Annotated in this window: 18 protein-coding genes; 9 read left to right on the top strand and 9 right to left on the bottom strand. The window is 75.8% G+C overall.

The window, feature by feature from the left end; genetic code table 11:
• Positions 1–175 precede the first annotated feature (175 nt).
• Complete coding sequence (locus tag CLV52_RS10155) at positions 176–1507, top strand: HNH endonuclease signature motif containing protein (RefSeq protein ID WP_133766228.1); 1332 nt, start codon at positions 176–178, stop codon at positions 1505–1507.
• A gap of 113 nt (positions 1508–1620) precedes the next feature.
• The gene (locus CLV52_RS10150) at positions 1621–2169 is read left to right on the top strand and encodes a YbaK/EbsC family protein (RefSeq protein WP_133766227.1); all 549 of its coding nucleotides are present in this window, start codon (positions 1621–1623) and stop codon (positions 2167–2169) included.
• Between the two features lie 3 nt (positions 2170–2172).
• Here the strand turns inward: CLV52_RS10150 and CLV52_RS10145 are convergent, their stop codons facing one another.
• Both CLV52_RS10145 and CLV52_RS10140 read right to left on the bottom strand, forming a co-directional pair.
• The gene (locus tag CLV52_RS10145; protein ID WP_246018068.1) at positions 2173–3717 is read right to left on the bottom strand and encodes a GMC family oxidoreductase; all 1545 of its coding nucleotides are present in this window, start codon (positions 3715–3717) and stop codon (positions 2173–2175) included.
• On the bottom strand, positions 3714–5087 hold the full coding sequence (locus CLV52_RS10140) for an alpha/beta hydrolase (protein WP_162850804.1): 1374 nt from the start codon (positions 5085–5087) through the stop codon (positions 3714–3716). The genes CLV52_RS10145 and CLV52_RS10140 overlap by 4 nt, the downstream gene beginning before the upstream one ends.
• Positions 5088–5245: 158 nt before the next feature.
• Here CLV52_RS10140 and CLV52_RS10135 point away from each other — a divergent pair, with 158 nt between their 5' ends.
• Positions 5246–6088, top strand: coding sequence for an alpha/beta fold hydrolase (locus tag CLV52_RS10135; RefSeq protein WP_133766225.1), 843 nt, complete (start codon positions 5246–5248; stop codon positions 6086–6088).
• An 11-nt stretch (positions 6089–6099) separates the two neighbouring features.
• On the opposite strand, the gene CLV52_RS10130 is transcribed toward CLV52_RS10135, so the two are convergent.
• Positions 6100–6846 carry an SDR family oxidoreductase gene (locus CLV52_RS10130; RefSeq protein WP_133766224.1) on the bottom strand — a complete coding sequence of 249 codons (747 nt, stop codon included), beginning with the start codon at positions 6844–6846 and terminating at the stop codon, positions 6100–6102.
• A 138-nt stretch (positions 6847–6984) separates the two neighbouring features.
• Here CLV52_RS10130 and CLV52_RS10125 point away from each other — a divergent pair, with 138 nt between their 5' ends.
• Both CLV52_RS10125 and CLV52_RS10120 read left to right on the top strand, forming a co-directional pair.
• Positions 6985–7812 (top strand): helix-turn-helix transcriptional regulator, encoded by an 828-nt coding sequence (locus CLV52_RS10125; RefSeq protein WP_133766223.1) that lies wholly within the window; start codon positions 6985–6987, stop codon positions 7810–7812.
• A gap of 34 nt (positions 7813–7846) precedes the next feature.
• Positions 7847–8701: a DUF6882 domain-containing protein gene (locus CLV52_RS10120; protein ID WP_133766222.1), complete on the top strand. Its 855-nt coding sequence runs from the start codon at positions 7847–7849 to the stop codon at positions 8699–8701.
• Here the strand turns inward: CLV52_RS10120 and CLV52_RS10115 are convergent.
• Positions 8698–9450, bottom strand: coding sequence for an SDR family NAD(P)-dependent oxidoreductase (locus CLV52_RS10115; protein ID WP_133766221.1), 753 nt, complete (start codon positions 9448–9450; stop codon positions 8698–8700). The genes CLV52_RS10120 and CLV52_RS10115 overlap by 4 nt on opposite strands.
• Before the next feature lie 100 nt (positions 9451–9550).
• Between CLV52_RS10115 and CLV52_RS10110 the strand changes: the two genes are divergently transcribed.
• The gene (locus CLV52_RS10110) at positions 9551–10018 is read left to right on the top strand and encodes a hypothetical protein (RefSeq protein ID WP_133766220.1); all 468 of its coding nucleotides are present in this window, start codon (positions 9551–9553) and stop codon (positions 10016–10018) included.
• Between the two features lie 3 nt (positions 10019–10021).
• Here the strand turns inward: CLV52_RS10110 and CLV52_RS10105 are convergent, their stop codons facing one another.
• From CLV52_RS10105 to pdxH, 3 genes are all read right to left on the bottom strand, one after another.
• Positions 10022–10411 carry an ester cyclase gene (locus tag CLV52_RS10105; RefSeq protein WP_133766219.1) on the bottom strand — a complete coding sequence of 130 codons (390 nt, stop codon included), beginning with the start codon at positions 10409–10411 and terminating at the stop codon, positions 10022–10024.
• Positions 10412–10429: 18 nt separating this feature from the next.
• A complete protein-coding gene (locus tag CLV52_RS19065; RefSeq protein ID WP_281276067.1) occupies positions 10430–10564 on the bottom strand; it encodes a hypothetical protein in 135 nt (44 codons plus the stop codon).
• A gap of 148 nt (positions 10565–10712) precedes the next feature.
• Positions 10713–11348: a pyridoxamine 5'-phosphate oxidase gene (gene pdxH / locus CLV52_RS10100; RefSeq protein ID WP_133766218.1), complete on the bottom strand. Its 636-nt coding sequence runs from the start codon at positions 11346–11348 to the stop codon at positions 10713–10715.
• 69 nt (positions 11349–11417) lie between these two features.
• Here pdxH and CLV52_RS10095 point away from each other — a divergent pair, with 69 nt between their 5' ends.
• Entirely contained in the window at positions 11418–11882 is a 465-nt protein-coding gene (locus CLV52_RS10095) for a hypothetical protein (protein WP_133766217.1), read from the top strand.
• A 148-nt stretch (positions 11883–12030) separates the two neighbouring features.
• Here CLV52_RS10095 and CLV52_RS10090 read toward each other — a convergent pair whose 3' ends face one another.
• Complete coding sequence (locus tag CLV52_RS10090; RefSeq protein ID WP_133766216.1) at positions 12031–12873, bottom strand: alpha/beta fold hydrolase; 843 nt, start codon at positions 12871–12873, stop codon at positions 12031–12033.
• A gap of 62 nt (positions 12874–12935) precedes the next feature.
• Between CLV52_RS10090 and CLV52_RS10085 the strand changes: the two genes are divergently transcribed.
• On the top strand, positions 12936–13673 hold the full coding sequence (locus CLV52_RS10085) for a glutamine amidotransferase-related protein (protein ID WP_133766215.1): 738 nt from the start codon (positions 12936–12938) through the stop codon (positions 13671–13673).
• Between the two features lie 21 nt (positions 13674–13694).
• On the opposite strand, the gene CLV52_RS10080 is transcribed toward CLV52_RS10085, so the two are convergent.
• Positions 13695–15338 (bottom strand): hypothetical protein, encoded by a 1644-nt coding sequence (locus tag CLV52_RS10080; RefSeq protein ID WP_133766214.1) that lies wholly within the window; start codon positions 15336–15338, stop codon positions 13695–13697.
• Between the two features lie 150 nt (positions 15339–15488).
• Here CLV52_RS10080 and CLV52_RS10075 point away from each other — a divergent pair, with 150 nt between their 5' ends.
• The gene (locus CLV52_RS10075; RefSeq protein WP_162850803.1) at positions 15489–16730 is read left to right on the top strand and encodes a GAF domain-containing protein; all 1242 of its coding nucleotides are present in this window, start codon (positions 15489–15491) and stop codon (positions 16728–16730) included.
• Positions 16731–16735: the final 5 nt, after the last annotated feature.

Below are 16735 nucleotides of genomic sequence, written 5' to 3'. Positions count from 1 at the left end.
AGGGGCGCCTCGCCCGGCTCATCCACCGATCCCGAAGGTCGAGGTGCGAGCGAAGCGAGCCTCGAAACCACCCCGTACCCTCGGTACCGACCCGGCCCGCCGCGCCTTCCGCAGAACGGAAAACACCTGACCCAGATCGGGTTCCAATGTCAGTGCCCCGTGCTCGAATACCCCCATGACCCGGACGGCGGAGGCACTCCTCGAGCAGGCGGACGCCTACGCCCGCCTCGCCGACGACGCCCTCCGGTTCGTCTCCGACCAGGCACTGCTCGAGCGGCTCTCCACGGTCGCAAAGCTCCGCCGCCTCGCGCAAGCGGAGGAGACGGCCCTGGCCGGGGAGGTCGCCCGCCGCAGTGAGAACCGGGACGACTCCCTCGCCCGCAAGCAGGGCGCGGCCAACGCCGCCAACCTTGTGTCCCAGGTCACCGGGATGCCGCGAGCCACCGCGGCGACCGTGGTCGCATCGGGTGAAGCGTTCCGCCCGCGGGAAGCGATGACCGGCGAGACACTGCCGGCGACCTGCCCGCAGATCGCCGCCGCATTCGCCGCCGGCCTCCTCGACCCCGAGATCGCCGCGGCGATGCGCCGCACCCTGGCCGAGTGCGCGCCCGGGCTGGCCCCGTGGGAGCTCGACGACCTCGAGCGGAAGCTCCTCGACACCGCCGCCGAAGGCTGGGCACCGAACGACCTGCTCCGCTGGTTGCAGCGGGTCCCGGAGCACGCCAACCCCGACGGCGGACGCCCCGACCGGGGCGAACCGACCCCGATCCCGACGGTCAAGCGGCGGCACCTGCGCAACGGGCTCGTCCGGTGGACCCTCGACCTCGACACCCTCACCGACGGGTTCCTCAAGACCGCGGTCGAGGCCAACAGCCCCACCCGGCGCCCGATCCTCGTCACCCCGGACCAGGCGGACATGCCGGAGACGCAGAACCGGCGGCCGGTGGAGCAGCAGTGGGTGGACGGGATCCGCCTGCTCGCGAAGAAGGCGATCCAGGTCGACGACGGGCAGATCGCCGGCACCGCCGTCACCCTCCTCATCACGATGACCGAGGACGCGCTGCGGACCGGGCTCGGCACCGCCGAGCTGCCGGACTGCGGCACCCAGATCAGCGCCTCCATGGCCCGCATGCTCGCCGCGGACGCGGAGATCATCCCGGTCGTGCTCGGCGGGAAGTCGCAGCCGCTGGACCTCGGGACCGGGCGCAGGTTCTTCACGGAAGCCCAACGCAGAGCGATGGCCGTCCGGGACGGTGGGTGCGTCGGCCCCGGCTGCGACGCCCCACCCTCCTGGTGCGACGGAGCCCACATCCGACCCGCCGGATACGGATCGACCTCGATCGACAACGGAGTCCTGCTCTGCTGGCGCTGCCACCTCCTCCACGACGAACACGGATGGCAGATCGACCGGGACGACGACGGCAGGTGGTGGTGGACACCACCACCCTGGGTCGACCCCACCGGACGCAGACGGCCCGGCGGACGGATCCCACCGGTCGCGGCATGACGTGTTCGGGGCGTGGTCTCGAGGCTCGCTTCGCTCGCACCTCGACCAACGGGGCTCTTCGGGTCGGGGGCGGGCGCGCGAGCGGGGCGCGCGCCGCAGGCGAGGATGGAGCGGTGACCGGATTCGTGCTCGGGGGCCTCACCGGGGTCGCCGCGAGGGAGCGCCCTGACCTGCTCGCCGCACCGACCCTCGAAGCGCTCACCGCGCTCGGGCTCCTCGAGTCGGTCGGCGTGGTCGAGATCGACCCGGCGATCTCCGAGACGGCGGCCACGCAGGACGCCTACGGCCTCGAGGCGCACCAGCTCGTCAACTGCGTGCTCGTCGGCGGCAGGCGGGACGGGGAGGAACGCGTCGCGGCCGCCCTCGTCCCCGCGTCGAAGCGGGCGGACGTGAACGGCTTCGTCCGCCGCCGACTCGACGTCCGCAAGGCGTCGTTCCTGCCGCACGACCAGGCGGTCGAGACGTCGGGGATGGAGTACGGCGGCATCACCCCGATCGGTCTGCCCGCAGGCTGGCCGCTGCTGCTCGACGCCGATACGGCCGCGGAGCCCCTCGTCGTCATCGGCTCCGGCGTCCGCCGGTCGAAGATCCTCGCCCCCGGCGCCGTGCTCGCCGCGCTGCCGGGCGCGGAGGCGAGCCCGGACCTCGCCCGCGCGGTCTGAGTCCTACGAGGCAGCGAGGAAGCGGTCCGCGGTGCGGAGGGCGAGCGCCATGATCGTCAGCGCCGGGTTCGCGATCAACGAGCTCGGGAACACCGAGTTGTCGCAGACGTAGAGGTTCGCGACGTCGTGGCTGCGGCCGTCGCGGTCCACGACGGAGGCGTCGCGGTCGTCGCCCATCCGCAGCGTCCCCTCCGCGTGCGCGGTGCGCTTCAGCGCGACGACGTCCTTCGCGCCCGCCGCCTCCCAGATCGCCGTCATCGTCCGGATCGAGTGCGCCTCGAGCGCCCGCTCGTTCTCGCTGTAGGAGAAGTCGATCCGCGCCTTCCGCAGCCCGACCTCGTCGGTCTCGTCGACGAGGGTCAGCCCGTTCGCCTCGGACGGCAGGCACTCGCCGTTCACGCCGATGCCCGCCAGGTGGTCGTAGCCGTCGAGCAGCCCCATCAGCCGCTCACCGCGGATCCCGGACCGCGCCATGGTCGTCGCGAGCGAGATCGGCAGCACCCCGAGGCTCTGGATGAGGTAGCCGCCCGCGAAGTCCTTGTCCTCGAGCCGCACCGGGTCCTCGGAGATCAGGGAGGACGGCCAGCCCCGCCACATCCGCATCGGCTCGTCGAAGCGGCCCCACACCTGGGCGGCCGGGTGCGCCATGTAGTTGCGGCCGACCTGCCCGCTCGAGTTCGCGAGCTCGAGGTTCAGCAGCAGCCGCGCGGACTCGACGCCGCCGCCGCAGAGGAACACGTTCCGCGTCCGCTGCCGGTGGTCGACGCCGTCCTGGCGGTACACGACGGCGGTGATCCGCCCGGAGGCGTCCCGCTCGAGGTCGTGCACCATCGCCTCGGCCCGGATCTCCGCGCCGTGCGCGACGGCGAGCGGCAGGTAGGTGACGTCCATCGACGCCTTCGACGCGACGCGGTCGCCCTGGTGCGTCGCGCCGCTGTTGATCGCCCCGTGCCGGACGCCGAAGTGCGGCTGCTGCACGTCCCGCGACACGATCGCGGCGGGGGAGTCGGTGTACCGCATCCCGATCGCCTCGCAGCCGCGGGCCATCGCGTCGGCGGAGGAGTTCCGCGCGACCGGCGGCAGCGGGTAGCGCCGCGTCGGGTCCCACGGGTAGTCGGCGGGGCCGGACACCTGGATGAAGCGCTCGACCTCCTCGATGTACGGGAGGAGCTCGTCGAGCGTGAGCGGCCAGTCGACGCCGGCGCCCTGGTCGGAGGCGAGCCGGAGGTCGCGCTCGTCGGGCCGCGGGCAGAAGGCGCCCCAGTGCAGCGTCGAGCCGCCGACGCCGATGCCGGAGTTGTTGCCGCCGAACGCCTCCGGCTCGGTGCCGCCGGAGAGGCGCTCGCCCAGCCAGTAGAGGCTCCCGGCGTCGACCTCGTCGGGCGTGTGGTCGGTGGGCTCCCAGTTGCGGCCGGCCTCGAGGGCGACCACGGCGAGCCCCGCCTGCGCGAGCCGGGCCAGGATCGGCGCGCCGCCGGCGCCGGTGCCGATGACGACCGCGTCGACCTCCTCGTGCTCCGCGTACCGTCGCATCCCCGTCAGGTTCACGCCTGCAGCTCCTTCCCGGTGCGCCAGTCGCGCTGCCACGCCTCCCACTCGCCCGCGTGGGTCGTGGTGAAACCCTGCTTCCGCTCGTTGTCCCCGCCGTCGGCGAACCCGTCGTACCGGATCCACGCCTGGGCGGCGGGGTGGGCGAGCCACGTCCGCACCGCCTCGGCCTGCACGTCGCGGAGCCACAGCGTCATCCGATCCGCGGTGAGCCGGCCCTCGGCGTCGGAGCCGAGCGCACCCGCGTCGATCCGGTCGAGCACGGCGTCCTGCGCGGCGGCGTCGAGCACGCCGAAGTCGGGCACCTCGCCCGCGATCGTGTCGAGGCCGCGCCGCCACGCCTCCGCGTCGGGCGGCAGCTCCGCGTACCGCCAGCCGTCGCCGCCCCCGGTCGCGAGCGCCGCGTCGATGCGGCCCGCGAGGTCGAGGTGGACGCCCCGCTGCGGGAGGACGCGCGCGAGCACCGCGCCGAGCAGGCTGCGCTGCGCCGGGGTCAGGGCCCGGGGCGCGTCGCCCGGCTCGCCGAGCCGCGCGAGCATCACGCGCCGCGTGCGCGCGGAGACGCGGTCGGAGGCGATCAGCCGTGCGAAGGCGCCCGGCAGCGGCGCGCGGCCGGCGACCTCGCGGACGTGGCCCGCGATGAACCGCGCCACCTCGGCGGGCTGCTCGAGCAGCGCGTCGTGGCCGGCGCCGTCCACCTCGTGCACCGGGGCGCCGGGGACGTGCGGGAGCGTGAGCCGCTCCTGGTTCGGCGCGCCGAGGTCCGGGTCCTCCGCTCCGACGATGACGACGGCGGGGGTCCGGAGGACGCCGACGTCGGCCGAGCGGTCCTCGAGGCTGCCGCGCCGCAGCCATTCGAGCCACGCGGTGCGGCTCGTCCGGCGCACGTCGGCGATCGCGGTCGCGCGCACGCCCTCCGGCACCGCGGGGCCGGCGAGGTTCGCGGCGATGTACGCGGCGGCGTCGGCCTCCGAGATCGTGCCATCGGCCCACCACGCCTCCATCGCCGTGCGGCGCTGCTCGGACATCGGCTCCGGGGAGGGCGTCGAGGCGTCGACGAGGACCAGGCCGGTCGGCGGGATCAGGCCGTGCTCGCCGCGCTCACCCCAGGCCGTGACGAGGGCCGCGATCTTTCCGCCCATGCTGTGTCCGGCGACGAGCCACTCGTCCGGCTCGCGCTCGCGGATCCGTGCGGCGACCCACTCGGCGCTCTCCTGCAGCGTGATCGCGGAGGACGCGGCGTGCTCGCCGTGCCCGGGCAGGTCGAGGGCGACGACCTCGACGCCCGCGCCGAGCGCGGCGACGACGCCGTCCCAGGACCTGCTGCTCAGGCCGAGCCCGTGCAGCAGGAACAGCGTCGGTCCACCCACAGCAGGTCCTCCCCGATCGGTCCAGGCCCCCGCGGGGGCGTCGGACATCCTGCCGTGTCGTCACGACGCCCGTGCACAGGAACCGCCTCCGCGTGCACGCATCGATCCGCTGCGGCCGGCCGTTGCGGGCTGTCGGCGGCCGGTGGCAGCGTCCACGCATGCCGATCGAACGCTTCGACGTCCCCCGCCCCGACGGCTCCGTGCTCGCGGGGGTCCGACGCCGTGTCCCCGGCGGGACGCCCGTCGTCCTGCTCCACTCCGGCGTGACCGACCGCCGGTCCTGGCTCGGTGTGATCGATGAGCTGGAGGACGACCCGCTCGACCTGATCGCGGTCGACCGCCGCGGGTACGGGGAGACGCCGGGCGGCCCGGAGGGCTTCACCCACCTGGAGGACCTCGTCGCCGTGCTCGACGCGGCCGGCGCGGAGCGCGCCGTCGTCGTCGGGAACTCGATGGGCGGCGCGCTCGCGCTCGACCTCGCCCTCACGGCGCCCGAGCGGGTCGCGTCCGTGCTGCTCATCGGCGCCGCGGTGACCGGCATGACGGACGAGGGCGAGCCGATCGCGTGGACGGTCGACGACGCAACCGGGCCGATCCTCGGCGCGCTCGAGCGGGCGGAGCAGGCGCACGACGTCGAGGAGGCGGTGCGGCTCGAGCTGCACCTCTGGCTGGACGGCCCGACCTCGCCGGAGGGCCGCGTCGGCGGTGCGACCCGCGAGCTCGCGGCGGAGATGAACCGCCGCATCCTGACGGCCGGCACGCAGGGCGGCGCCGGGGCCGCGGACCTCGACACCTGGCACCGCCTCGGCGAGGTCCGCACCCCGGTGCTCGCGACGTGGGGCGATCTCGACCTGCCGCCGGACCTGCCGTTCTACGAGCTGACCGCGCAGCGTCTCGCGAACGCGGAGGCGCGGGTGCTCGAGGGGGTCGCGCACCTCCCGTCGCTCGAGCGCCCCGCCCTCGTCGCCGACCTGATCCGGGAGGCCGTCGACAGGGCGTGATCGCGGATGGCTCAGTGGCTGCCGGCCAGCACCGCCATCAGCTCGTCGCGGTCGCCGTCCCGCTCGGAGAACCGGAGCCGCTGCACCCGCTGCACGAGGATCTCGCGGGCCTCCGGCTGCTCCTCGAGCAGGCGGACCGTCTCGTCGAGGTACTCCTCGAGCGGCATCGCGTTCGCGTCGTTCGGGCCGGGCATGAGGTCGGTCCGGACCGCCGGCGGCACGAGCTCGATCACCTGCACCCCGGTGCCGGCGAGCTGCAGCCGCCAGGCGTCGGACAGCGCGTGCACGCCGGACTTCGTCGCGTCGTAGGTCGGCGTGAGCGCGAGCGGGGTGAAGGCGAGGCCGGACGACACCGTGATGAGCGTCGCCTCCTCCTTCGCGGTGAGGAAATCGGCCCACGCGGCCCAGAGCCGGATCGGGCCGAGGAGGTTCGTGGTGACCGTCGCCTCCGCGTCGGCGAGGAACCCGCCGGTCGTCACGTCCTCGGGCCGCATGATGCCCGCCATCGCCAGGAGCGCGTCCGTCTCCGGGAACCGCTCCTGCACCTCGGCCGAGACGTCGCGGATGGACGCGGCGTCGCTCGTGTCGATGCGGACGGCCTCGATGCGGTCGCTGCTCGCCGCGATCTGGTCGAGCAGCTCCTGCCTGCGGCCGCCGATGATCACCCGGTCGCCGCGTGCGGCGAACCGCTCGGCGAGGCCGCGACCGAGCCCGCTGGTGCCGCCCGGCAGGAAGATGGTGTTGCCCGTGCTGCGCATGTGCGCCTCCGTTCGTTCGATCCGTGCGGCGTCGACTCTGCGCCCGGCGGCCCCGACGCGGAACGGAGCGCTCGTCGGGGGACCGGCGATCCCACCTTGAGCGCCTCCGGCGCCCGATCGATGCGCCACCATCGGAGGGTGGACCGCGCCCAGCTCGCCGACTTCCTGCGCCGGCACCGCGAGTCGCTGACGCCCGCGGACGTCGGCCTGCCGGACGGGGTGCGCCGCCGCACGCCCGGCCTGCGCCGCGAGGAGGTCGCGTCCCTCGTCGGGATGTCGGCCGACTACCTGACCCGGCTCGAGCAGCAGCGCGGCCCGCAGCCGTCGGAGCAGATGCTGCTCGCGCTGGCCCGCGGCCTCCGGCTCACGCTCGACGAGCGCGACCACCTGTTCCGCCTCGCGGGGCATACGGCGCCGCCCCGCGTCCTGCGCCGCGACCACGTCGCGCCGCCCCTGCTGCGGGTGCTCGACCGGCTCGACGACGCGGCGGCGCTCGTGCTGTCCGACCTGGGGGAGACGCTCGCCCAGAACCGGCTCGCGGTCGCGCTGCTGGGCGACGGGCAGGCGCACAGCGGGCTCGCGCGGAGCGCGATCCACCGCTGGTTCACCGATCCCGCCGAGCGGCTGCACTACCCGGAGGAGGGCCGCGCCCTGCAGAGCCGCCTCCAAGTCGCCCAGCTGCGCGCGGCGATGACCGCGGGCGCCCGCGGTCAGGCGATCCTCGACGACCTCCTCGAGCGCAGCGCCGAGTTCCGGGAGCTGTGGGCGCTGCACGAGGTGCGCCGCCGGTTCGAGGACAGCAAGACGCTCGTCCACCCGGAGGTCGGGCGGGTCGACGTCGACTGCCAGGCGTTGTTCACCGAGGACCAGGCGCAGACGCTGCTCGTCCTCACGCCGCGCGGACCGGAGGCGGTCGAGCGGATGCGGCTGCTCGGCGTGATCGCCGGCGCGCGCTTCGCCGTCTGACCGACGACGTCCTCCTGACGTAGCGTCGTCGGCGATGACCGACGTCGATCTCGCCGCCCTCTCGGACGCCGGTGCCTTCGTGTCGCGGGAGCACCAGGCGCACCTCGCGGGCACCGTCCGGCTCGATCGCTGGCGCGTCGACCCCGCCACGGCCGCCCTCGTGCTGACGGACGACGACGGAGGCGAGCACCGGCTCCGCGCCCACCTCGTGGGCACGGCCTCGCCCGACGACGGCAGCTGGCTGTGGGGCTGGGAGAACCCCAGCGGCTTCCCGCCCGCGTTCGTGCGGCAGAGCGAGCGGGTGCGCGACCTCGGGCGGCGGTACGCGATCCCGGAGCTCACGACCCCGTCGCTGGCGCTCGAGGACGGCCTGCCGGAGCGGCTCGTCGACGCGGTGAAGGCGCTGACGGGGCTGACCGCGCACCACGTCGCGGCGACGGGCAACGGCGCGACGCGGGCCTGGCTGCTCCTCGACGACCCGGGACTCGGGCTGCCCGCGCCGACGGTGGCCCGTGCGGTGGGCGTCGTGACCAGCGCGCTGGCCGGCGGCGGTGCGGGCGACCATCGGCGTGCGCTGACCGCGTGGGCGCAGCAGCGCGGCGCGGGGATCGAGCGGGTCGCGGAGGATGTCGACCAGCTGAACCTCTCGGACGGCGCGCTGCAGGTCCGCTACGACGCCGGCGGCCGGATCGCCGGGCTCGGCCGGCGGCTGCGGGCGTCGACGGCGGCAGCCGCGCCGATCGTGGAGCCCGACGTCGAGTCCGTCGCGACCCGGCCGGAGCCCGAGCCCCCACCCGCGCCCGTGGCGGCCGAGCCGGAGGTCGAGGTCGAGCCCGCGACCGAGCGCCCGACGCGCCGCGGGCTGCTGCAGCGGCTGCTCGGCCGCTAGCTCTCCTGCTCGGTCGGCCGGATCGTGATCTCGCTGATCGCGGTGCGGCGGTCGCGGGTGACCATGTAGACGACCGCCTCGGCGACGTCCGTCGCCTGCAGCGGCTCCATCGTGCGGAAGCGCTCCTCCTGCGCCGTCCGCTGCGGCTCCCGGAGGTGGCTGCGCAGCTCGGTCGCGGTCGCGCCCGGCTCCACGAGACCGACCCGGAGGTGCCGCCGCGTCACCTCCTGCCGCAGCGCCTCGGCGAACGCGCCGACGCCGAACTTGGTCAGGTTGTAGACCCCGGACCCGGAGCGGGCGGCGCGACCGGCGGTGCTGCTGATGGTCACGAGGTCGCTCACGCCGCGCGGGGCCGTCCCCGCCGCCTCGAGCAGGTGGGGGAGCGTGGCGTGGGTGACGTGCAGCACGGCCTGCACGTTGACGGCGACCATCCGGTCCCACTCCTCGAGCGGCGCCTCCACGGCGGGCCCGAGCAGCATCACGCCGGCGTTGTTCACGACGACGTCGAGGCGACCGGTCTCGGCGACCGCGCGCTCGACGGCGGCCGCGGCCTGCGCCGGATCGGTGACGTCGGCCTCGACGACCACCGCGTCGCCGCCGATCCGCGCGGCGAGCACCTCGAGCCGGTCGCGGCGCCGGGCGACGAGCACGAGCCGGGCGCCCTCGGCCGCCAGCGCGACGGCCGTCGCCTCCCCGATGCCGCTGCTCGCGCCGGTCACCAGCGCCGTCGTGCCGTCCAGCCGTGCCATCGTCCGTCCCTCCTCCACGCCCTCCGTCAACGCTATGCCCCCCGTTCGTGATCGGATCGTGGCGTGACCCCCGGGCGGGGGATACGCCAGGATGGCGGGCATGCCGCGCTCCCTCTCCGCCGCCGAGTCCCTCGACGACTTCTTCGCCGACCGCAGGCGGGGCGCGAGCGGGCACCGGCTCGCCGGCATCGACCGCGTCGAGCGCGCGCTGCGCACCGCCGTCGAGCGCACCGCGGAGCTCGTCCTGACCGACGACGAGCAGGTGCTCGTGCACGCCGAGCGGCAGTTCGGCGTCGAGGGCGCGGTCGCCCGCGTCATGCCCGCCGCCGGGCTGCTCCTGGTGCTCGAGGCGCACCTCGCACACCTCGAGATCCGTCCCGCGCGGGGCGCCGCACGCCGCCTCGAGCTCGACACCTGCGCCGCGCTCACCCGGCACCTCGCCCGCGAGCTGCGCCACCTCGACGTGCTGCCCGCGACGCACCGGATCGAGCTCGCCCTCGCGGGCTGCGCCGCCGTGACGCAGCGGCCGGTGCGCCGTCGCCTGCTCGACGCCCTCGGCCTGCGCTGACCGTCAGGCGAGCTGGGCGAGCAGCCCCGCGTCGTCGTCCGACCCCGCGAACTCGGTGACCCTGCCGCGCACGACGCGGAAGAAGCCGAACGCGGCGACGCCGACGTGCCGGCCGGTCGGGCGGACGCCCCGGAACTCGCCGCGGTGCGTCCCGCGCGTCCTGAGGTGCGCGGCGATCCGGTCGTCCTCGACCACGAGCGCGATGCGCTTCCACCGGTAGTCGGGGAACGCCCGCAGGAGGTCCTCGAGGTCGCGCAGCCACGCGTCGGCCCCGCCCGGTGCGCCCGCGCGGCGCACGTCCGGTGCCAGCAGCTCGCGGAGTCGGTCGAGATCGTGCCGGTTGCAGGCGTCGAGCCAGTCCTCGAACCACCAGCGCAGCTCGTCGGGCGTCATTCCGCCCAGTCTGACGGGTCAGCGCACGGAGGCGGCGCCGCAGACCGGGCAGCGGGGCCCGACGATCGTCGCGTACAGCGGCATGCCGTCGACCGGGCACCGCTGCTCCGCCGTCTCGTGACGCGGGACGCGGTCCTGGAGCTCGACGTGCATGCCGCCACCCTCGCCGCACCGCCTCGGCGGCCGCTGCCGACCCGCCCGTGATCCGCTTCGCGTCCGCTTGCGACGGGCTGAGAGAGCGGGCGTCGATGCCGCCCGCGCGCGACGGCCCGGTCGGTCCGGCGGAGCTCCTCCTCGTCGGTCACGGCTGCAGGCGCTCGATCCGCCAGCCGTCGCCGTCGGGCAGGTACACGAGCCGGTCGTGCACGCGCGACGGCCGCCCCTGCCAGAACTCGATGCGGCGCGGCGTGATCAGCCACGCGCCCCAGAACGACGGCCGCGGCACGTCCTCGACCCCGGCGAACCGCTCCTCGGTCGCGGCGACCGCCGCGTCGAGCGCCGCCCGGTCCGGGATCGGCGCGGACTGCCGGCTGGCCCACGCCCCGATCCTGCTGCCGCGGGGCCGGGTCGCCCAGTAGTCGTCGCTCGTGGCCTCGGGGGCCGGCGCGGCGTCGCCGTCGACGAGCACCTGCCGCTGCAGCGCGTACCAGGGGAACAGCAGCGCGACCCGGCCGTCCCGCCGCAGCGCCGCGCCCTTCCTCGAGCCCGAGTTCGTCACGAGTTCGAACCGGCCGTCGATCAGGCCCTTCAGCAGCACCGTCCGGGAGGTCGGACCGGTCGCGTCGACGGTCGACAGCACCATCGCGTTCGGCTCCGGCAGGCCGGCCGTCTCGGCGTCCGCGAGCCAGGATCGGAACTGCTGCACGGGGTCCGGGTCGAGCGAGCCGTCGGGCAGCGCGGAGCGGTCGTAATCGTCGTGCCGGGCGAAGGAGCGCACGGATCCATCCTCGTCCTCCCGACACCCCCGTTCAGGGGATTCCCGGGCAGGACCGGGAGCATTCGAGCCGTGCGCGCCCTCCCCACCGCGGACCCGTTCCTCGCCGACTTCTTCGCCGACCGCCGACGCGGCGCCTTCGGCGTCCGACTCGACCGCATCGATCGGGCGGAGTCCGACCTGCGGCTCGCGGTCGAGCTGACCGGGCCGGAGGTCCTCGACCCCGACGACCGCGTGCTCCTCCACGCCGAGCGGCAGCTCGAGCCGGTCGCCGCCGTCGCACGGGTCCTGCCGCTGACCGCGCTGCCGGCCGTCCTCCAGCGGTTCCTGACCGAGCCGCTGTACCGGCCGCGCCCCGTCGACGAGGCGCGGGACCGGCTCGACACCGTCGCGGCCCTCGTCCGCGCGCTGGCCCGCATGCCGGAGCTCCTGCCCGAGACGCGCGCGCTGCGCCGCCTCGACGAGCGCGTGCGGATCGAGCTCGCGACCCTCGCGCCCCGGCGCGCGCGGATCCGGGTGCGGCGGGTGCGCGGCTGAACCGGCGTGTCCGGCCCGCCTGAACGCGGAACCGGGAGTACACAGGCCCCACGACCCGGGTGATGCGCGTGCGGACCGCCGGGCCGCCCGAGACGCCGTGCGCGCCGCGGGTCGGCCGGCCCCGCACGCCGCCCGGGTCGTCCATCGTTCAGCCGGCGCGGCGGCGCAGCTCCCGCAGCAGGGCGGTCGACTCGTCGAGCACGCTGATGTGCCCCGCACCCGGCACGCTCCGGAGCTCGCCGGCGGGCAGCCGCTCCGCGAGCCAAGCGCCGTGCGCGGCGGGCACCATCCGGTCGTCGGCGCCGTGCACCACGAGCACCGGCGCCGCGACGCCGCCGACGTCGAAGCCCCACGGGCGCGCCGCCGCGAGCAGGTCGTCGGCCTGCGCGTCGGGTCCGTTCCGGACCGCGGCGGCGACGTCCGGCCCGAACCACGACCACGGGCCGGCCAGCGCGGCGCGGTCCGCCTCGGTGAACGCGCGCTCGTCGAACTCGTCCCGCTCGATCAGCTCGAGCAGCGGCGCCCGGCCCGCGACCGCTGCGCGCTGCTCGGCGACGATCCCGGGCGCCATTCCGGCGAAGCGGTCGAGCCCGCCCGCGTCGGGCGGCGCGGGGGAGGAGACGGCGACCGCGGCGCGGACCCACGGCCCGGCGAGCGCGGCGCAGGCGAGGACCCGCGGGCCGCCGCCGGAGTGGCCGAGCACCGCGAAGCGCGCCACGCCGAGCGCGTCCGCGACGGCGAGCACGTCCGGCACCACGTCCGCGATCGACGCCTCCGGGTCCCGCGTGCTGCCGCCGTAGCCCGGCCGGTCCGCGCCGATCAGGCGGATGCCGAGCACCGCGGCGTCGGCCCGCAGCGGCTCCGGCGGCGCACCGGTGTTCGGCGTGCCGCCGTGCCAGAACACGGCCAGCTCGTCCGAGCGGCCCGTCGGCCCGCCGTCGTACGCCTGGAGCACCCCTCCGGCGGGGCGTCGGACCTCGAGCACGCGCATCGTGCGACCTCCTGTTGCAGCCGGGCGCGCGACGCCCAGCGCCTCGGTTCTACCCTGCACGGGTGTCGCTCCCGTTCGTGCTGCTGCAGATGCGGCCGGAGCAGGACGCGCGCGAGGGGGAGCTCGCCTCGGTACGGCGGGCGTCGGGGCTCGGCGACCGGATCGTCGCCCGGAGCGCCGATCGGGAGGAGCTGGCCCCCGACTTCGCGGACGGCCTCGGCGGGGTGGTCGTCGGCGGCAGCCCCTACTCCGTCTCCGACCCGGACGAGGCGAAGTCGCGCGGACAGCGGCTCGCCGAGCGGCAGCTCGCGGCCCTCGCCGAGCGGGCGCTCGAGCGGGGGATCCCCGTCTTCTTCACCTGCTTCGGGATCGGCGTCCTCACGCTCGTGCTCGGCGGCGTGGTCGACCGCACGCACCCGGAGCCGGTGTCCGCGGCGGAGAGCCGGCTGACGGCGGCGGGGCGCGCGGACCCGATCGCCGGCGCGCTCCCGGACCGCTTCACCGCGCTGACCGGGCACAAGGAGTCCGCACCGGAGCCGCCGCCGGGCGCCGTGCTGCTGGCGACGAACGACGCGAGCCCGGTGCAGCTGTACCGGGCCGCGTCGATCCTCGCGAGCCAGTTCCACCCCGAGCCGACCACCGACGACTTCATCCGCCGCGCCGGGATCTACCAGCGGCACGGCTACTTCCCGCCGGAGGAGTACGAGGCGATCGCGGCCGACCTGCGAGCCGCGACCGTCACCGAGCCGCAGCGCCTGCTCCGCCGCTTCGCGGAGGTCGCGGACCGCCGCGACGCCTGAGCGCGACGTCGTCCCGAGCCGTCAGGCCGCGGGGGAGTCCGTCGGGGTGCTCGCGACCGACTCGGACGGGGACGGGTTCTCGGTCGGCGTGGTCGGATCGGCGGAGGGCGTGGTCGGGCTGGACGACGCCGTCGTGGTCGGCTCCTCCGCCGGCGCGCTCGAGGACGGCGCCGAGGAGGCGGACGTCGCGGGCGCCGGGTCGGACGAGGTCGGCGGCGCGGAGGCCGGCGGCGCCGACGGCGCGGACGACGAGGGCGCCGACGATGACGGAATCGAGGACGACGGCGCGGAGCTCACCGGGCTCGACGGCCGGGGCGAGGGAGGCGTGGTGTTCCGGGACGGCCTCGGAGACGTCGCGGAGGCGGCGAGCGGCGACGGCACCTTCGCGGTCGGCCGCGCGAAGGCCGGCGGGGCGGCGGCGCGCTGCGAGGAGGCCGCGTGCTTCCCCGTCTTCGACGCCGTGCCGGACGGGGCGACGGAGCCCGACGATCCGAAGGACGCTGCGGTGTCCGCGGCGGGAGTCGCCGGCGCCGCGAAGACGCCGTTCTCCGCCGCGGCCGCGACCGCGCCGTCGCTGCGCCCGCGGTCGAGCGGCAAGTGGGTGACGACGCCGACGAGCAGGCCGGCGAGCCCGACGCCGCCCGCCAGCAGCAGGGCGCGGCCGACCCGCCGACGACGCGGACGGTCGGGCGTCGAGACGGGCACGGGCCCCGTCCAGAGCGACGGCGCCGGAGCGGGCGTCGCCCTCGGCACGACGATCGGCGACTCGGCCGTGTGCGGGGCGGCGACCGGCGGCGGCACCGCGACCCGCGGCGCGACCGCGGTCCGCGGCGCCGTCACGGCGCGCTGCATCGGCACGGGTGCGCTGACGACCGGCACGGGTGCGGAGACCGCGCGCGGCAGCTCGACCGGCCCGGTCGCGAGGAGCCCCTCCCGCAGGCCCGCGAGCTGCTGGGCGACGGCGTCCGCGGTCGGCCGACGCGACGGGTGCTCGTCGAGCATCGAGGAGAGGAGGGCGCGGAGCGGCACCGGGAGCGCGGCGAGCGCCGGACCGGCCGGCGCCGCGGCCGTCAGCAGGCGGAGCAGCAGCCCGCCGAGCGCGTGCACGTCCGCGGCCGGCCCGCGGTCGTTCGGGAGGGAGACGCCCGCGGCCTGCGCGAGCTCGCCGGCGCGGTCGCCGAGCAGGGCCGCGACGCCGGTGTCGAGCAGCAGCGTGGTGCCCACCGCACGGTCGGCGTGCCGCGCGGTGGCGGGCACGACGGCCGCGGGCCCGACCAGCCCGTGCACGAGGCCGGCCGCGTGCACGGCGGCGAGGGCCCGGGCGACGGCCTCCACGATGCTCGCCGCGCGGCGCGGCGAGCAGCCCGCGGCCGGGTCGAGCACCGGCCCGGGCGCGGCGGGCGTGACGTACCAGCGCGAGCCGTCCTCGAGGATCCCGGCGTCGAGCATCGGCACGACGAGCGGCGACCCGACCACCGCGGCGCGCGCGACGGTCTCGGGATCGGGCAGGCCGCGGCCCGTGAAGCGGTCGTCGACGACGACGAGCACGGCGCGGGCGCCGGTCCCGGGGTGCACCGCGTCGCGGGCGACGCCGGCAGGCCGCCGACCCACCACCGGGCCGACGGTCCACCCGCCGATGCCCGTGACGGTCGCGGAAATCCCCACCGTGTGATTCAACCCGATCCGGCAGCGGCGCGCCCAGCACCGCCCCTCCCTCTGGGGCGTGTCGCACGGCGTTTCCGCTGGGGAGAATCGATGCGTCAGCGATCTCATGGACGAGACCACCACGAGAGCTCACGGAAGAGGCCCCACCCCATGCTCGAGAGCCGCATCGCTCGCGCCGCCGCGAAGCTCTGGTACACGAAGATGATCTACGTCCAGCAGTCGGTGCCGGTCCCGCGCGACTCGCCCGTGATCGTCTCGGGCGCCGACGACCCGGACCGGGTGCTCCTCCTCGGCAACGGACCCACGCACGGCTGGGGCACCGTGACCCACGAGCTCGCGATGACGGGCCAGCTCGCCCGCGCCCTCACCCGGCGCACGACGCGGCCCACCGACATCCGCTACATCGGCGACGAGATGATGCCGATGGCCGCCGTCCAGGCGTACATCGGCGACACGTCGCTCGCGCCCTTCGACCTGGTGCTCGTCGTGCTCAGCATGAACGACGCCGTCCGGCTCACCCCCGCCGACGAGTACCGGGCGGACATGATCCGCCTCCTCGACCGCCTCGCCTCCGAGACGAAGCCGTCCGCGCGCGTCATCATCGCGGGCATCCAGGAGGTCGACTCGCTGCCGGAGTACCGCGGCATCGCGGCCCGCATCGGCCAGCGCCGCGCGGACCTGCTGAACGCGATCACCCGCGAGCTCGTCGGCCGCTACGACGGCTTCCAGTTCTTCGAGCACTCGGCACCGCAGGCGGAGCCGGGCCGGCCGTACGGCTCGCCGGCGCTCTACGCCGAGTGGTCCGACGCGTTCGCCTCGATCTCGGCCCCGGCGCTCGACGAGGCCCGCGCGCTCGATCCGTACCGCTTCGAGCACGAGCTGACCGAGCACCAGTGGCAGTGGAAGCCGGGCGAGAAGGTCATGGCGACCGCGGACCACGAGGCCCTCGACCGGCTCGCGCAGGAGGCGAAGCAGCACTTCGGCGCCGACGCCGCCTGGATCAGCCTGATGGACGGCGACCGCCAGTTCTTCGTAGCGAACACCGCGCCGCAGGGCCGCAGCGGCCCCGCCGAGACGTCGATCTGCCAGTACACGGTCCAGGGCGACGAGCCGCTGATCATCGAGAACACCTTCCGCGACGAGCGCACGAAGGACAGCCCGATGAACGACGTCGGCCAGCTGCGGTTCTACGCCGGCGCGCCGATCAAGAACGAGGCCGGCGAGAACATCGGCACCTTCTGCGTGCTGAACGTCATGCCGAAGTCGAAGGGCTCGATGGACGAGCAGGACCTGCAGGAGTGGGCCTCCCGCGCGCAGGGCGAGATCCTGAAGCTCGCCGCGACGACCGAGCAGCCCGCCGACCGGGCCGCGGACCAGGACGCGACCGTCTGACGCCG

It is taken from the genome of Amnibacterium kyonggiense, from assembly GCF_004364555.1.
GTDB lineage: Bacteria > Actinomycetota > Actinomycetes > Actinomycetales > Microbacteriaceae > Amnibacterium > Amnibacterium kyonggiense.
This window is presented reverse-complemented; position numbering and strand designations above follow the sequence as displayed.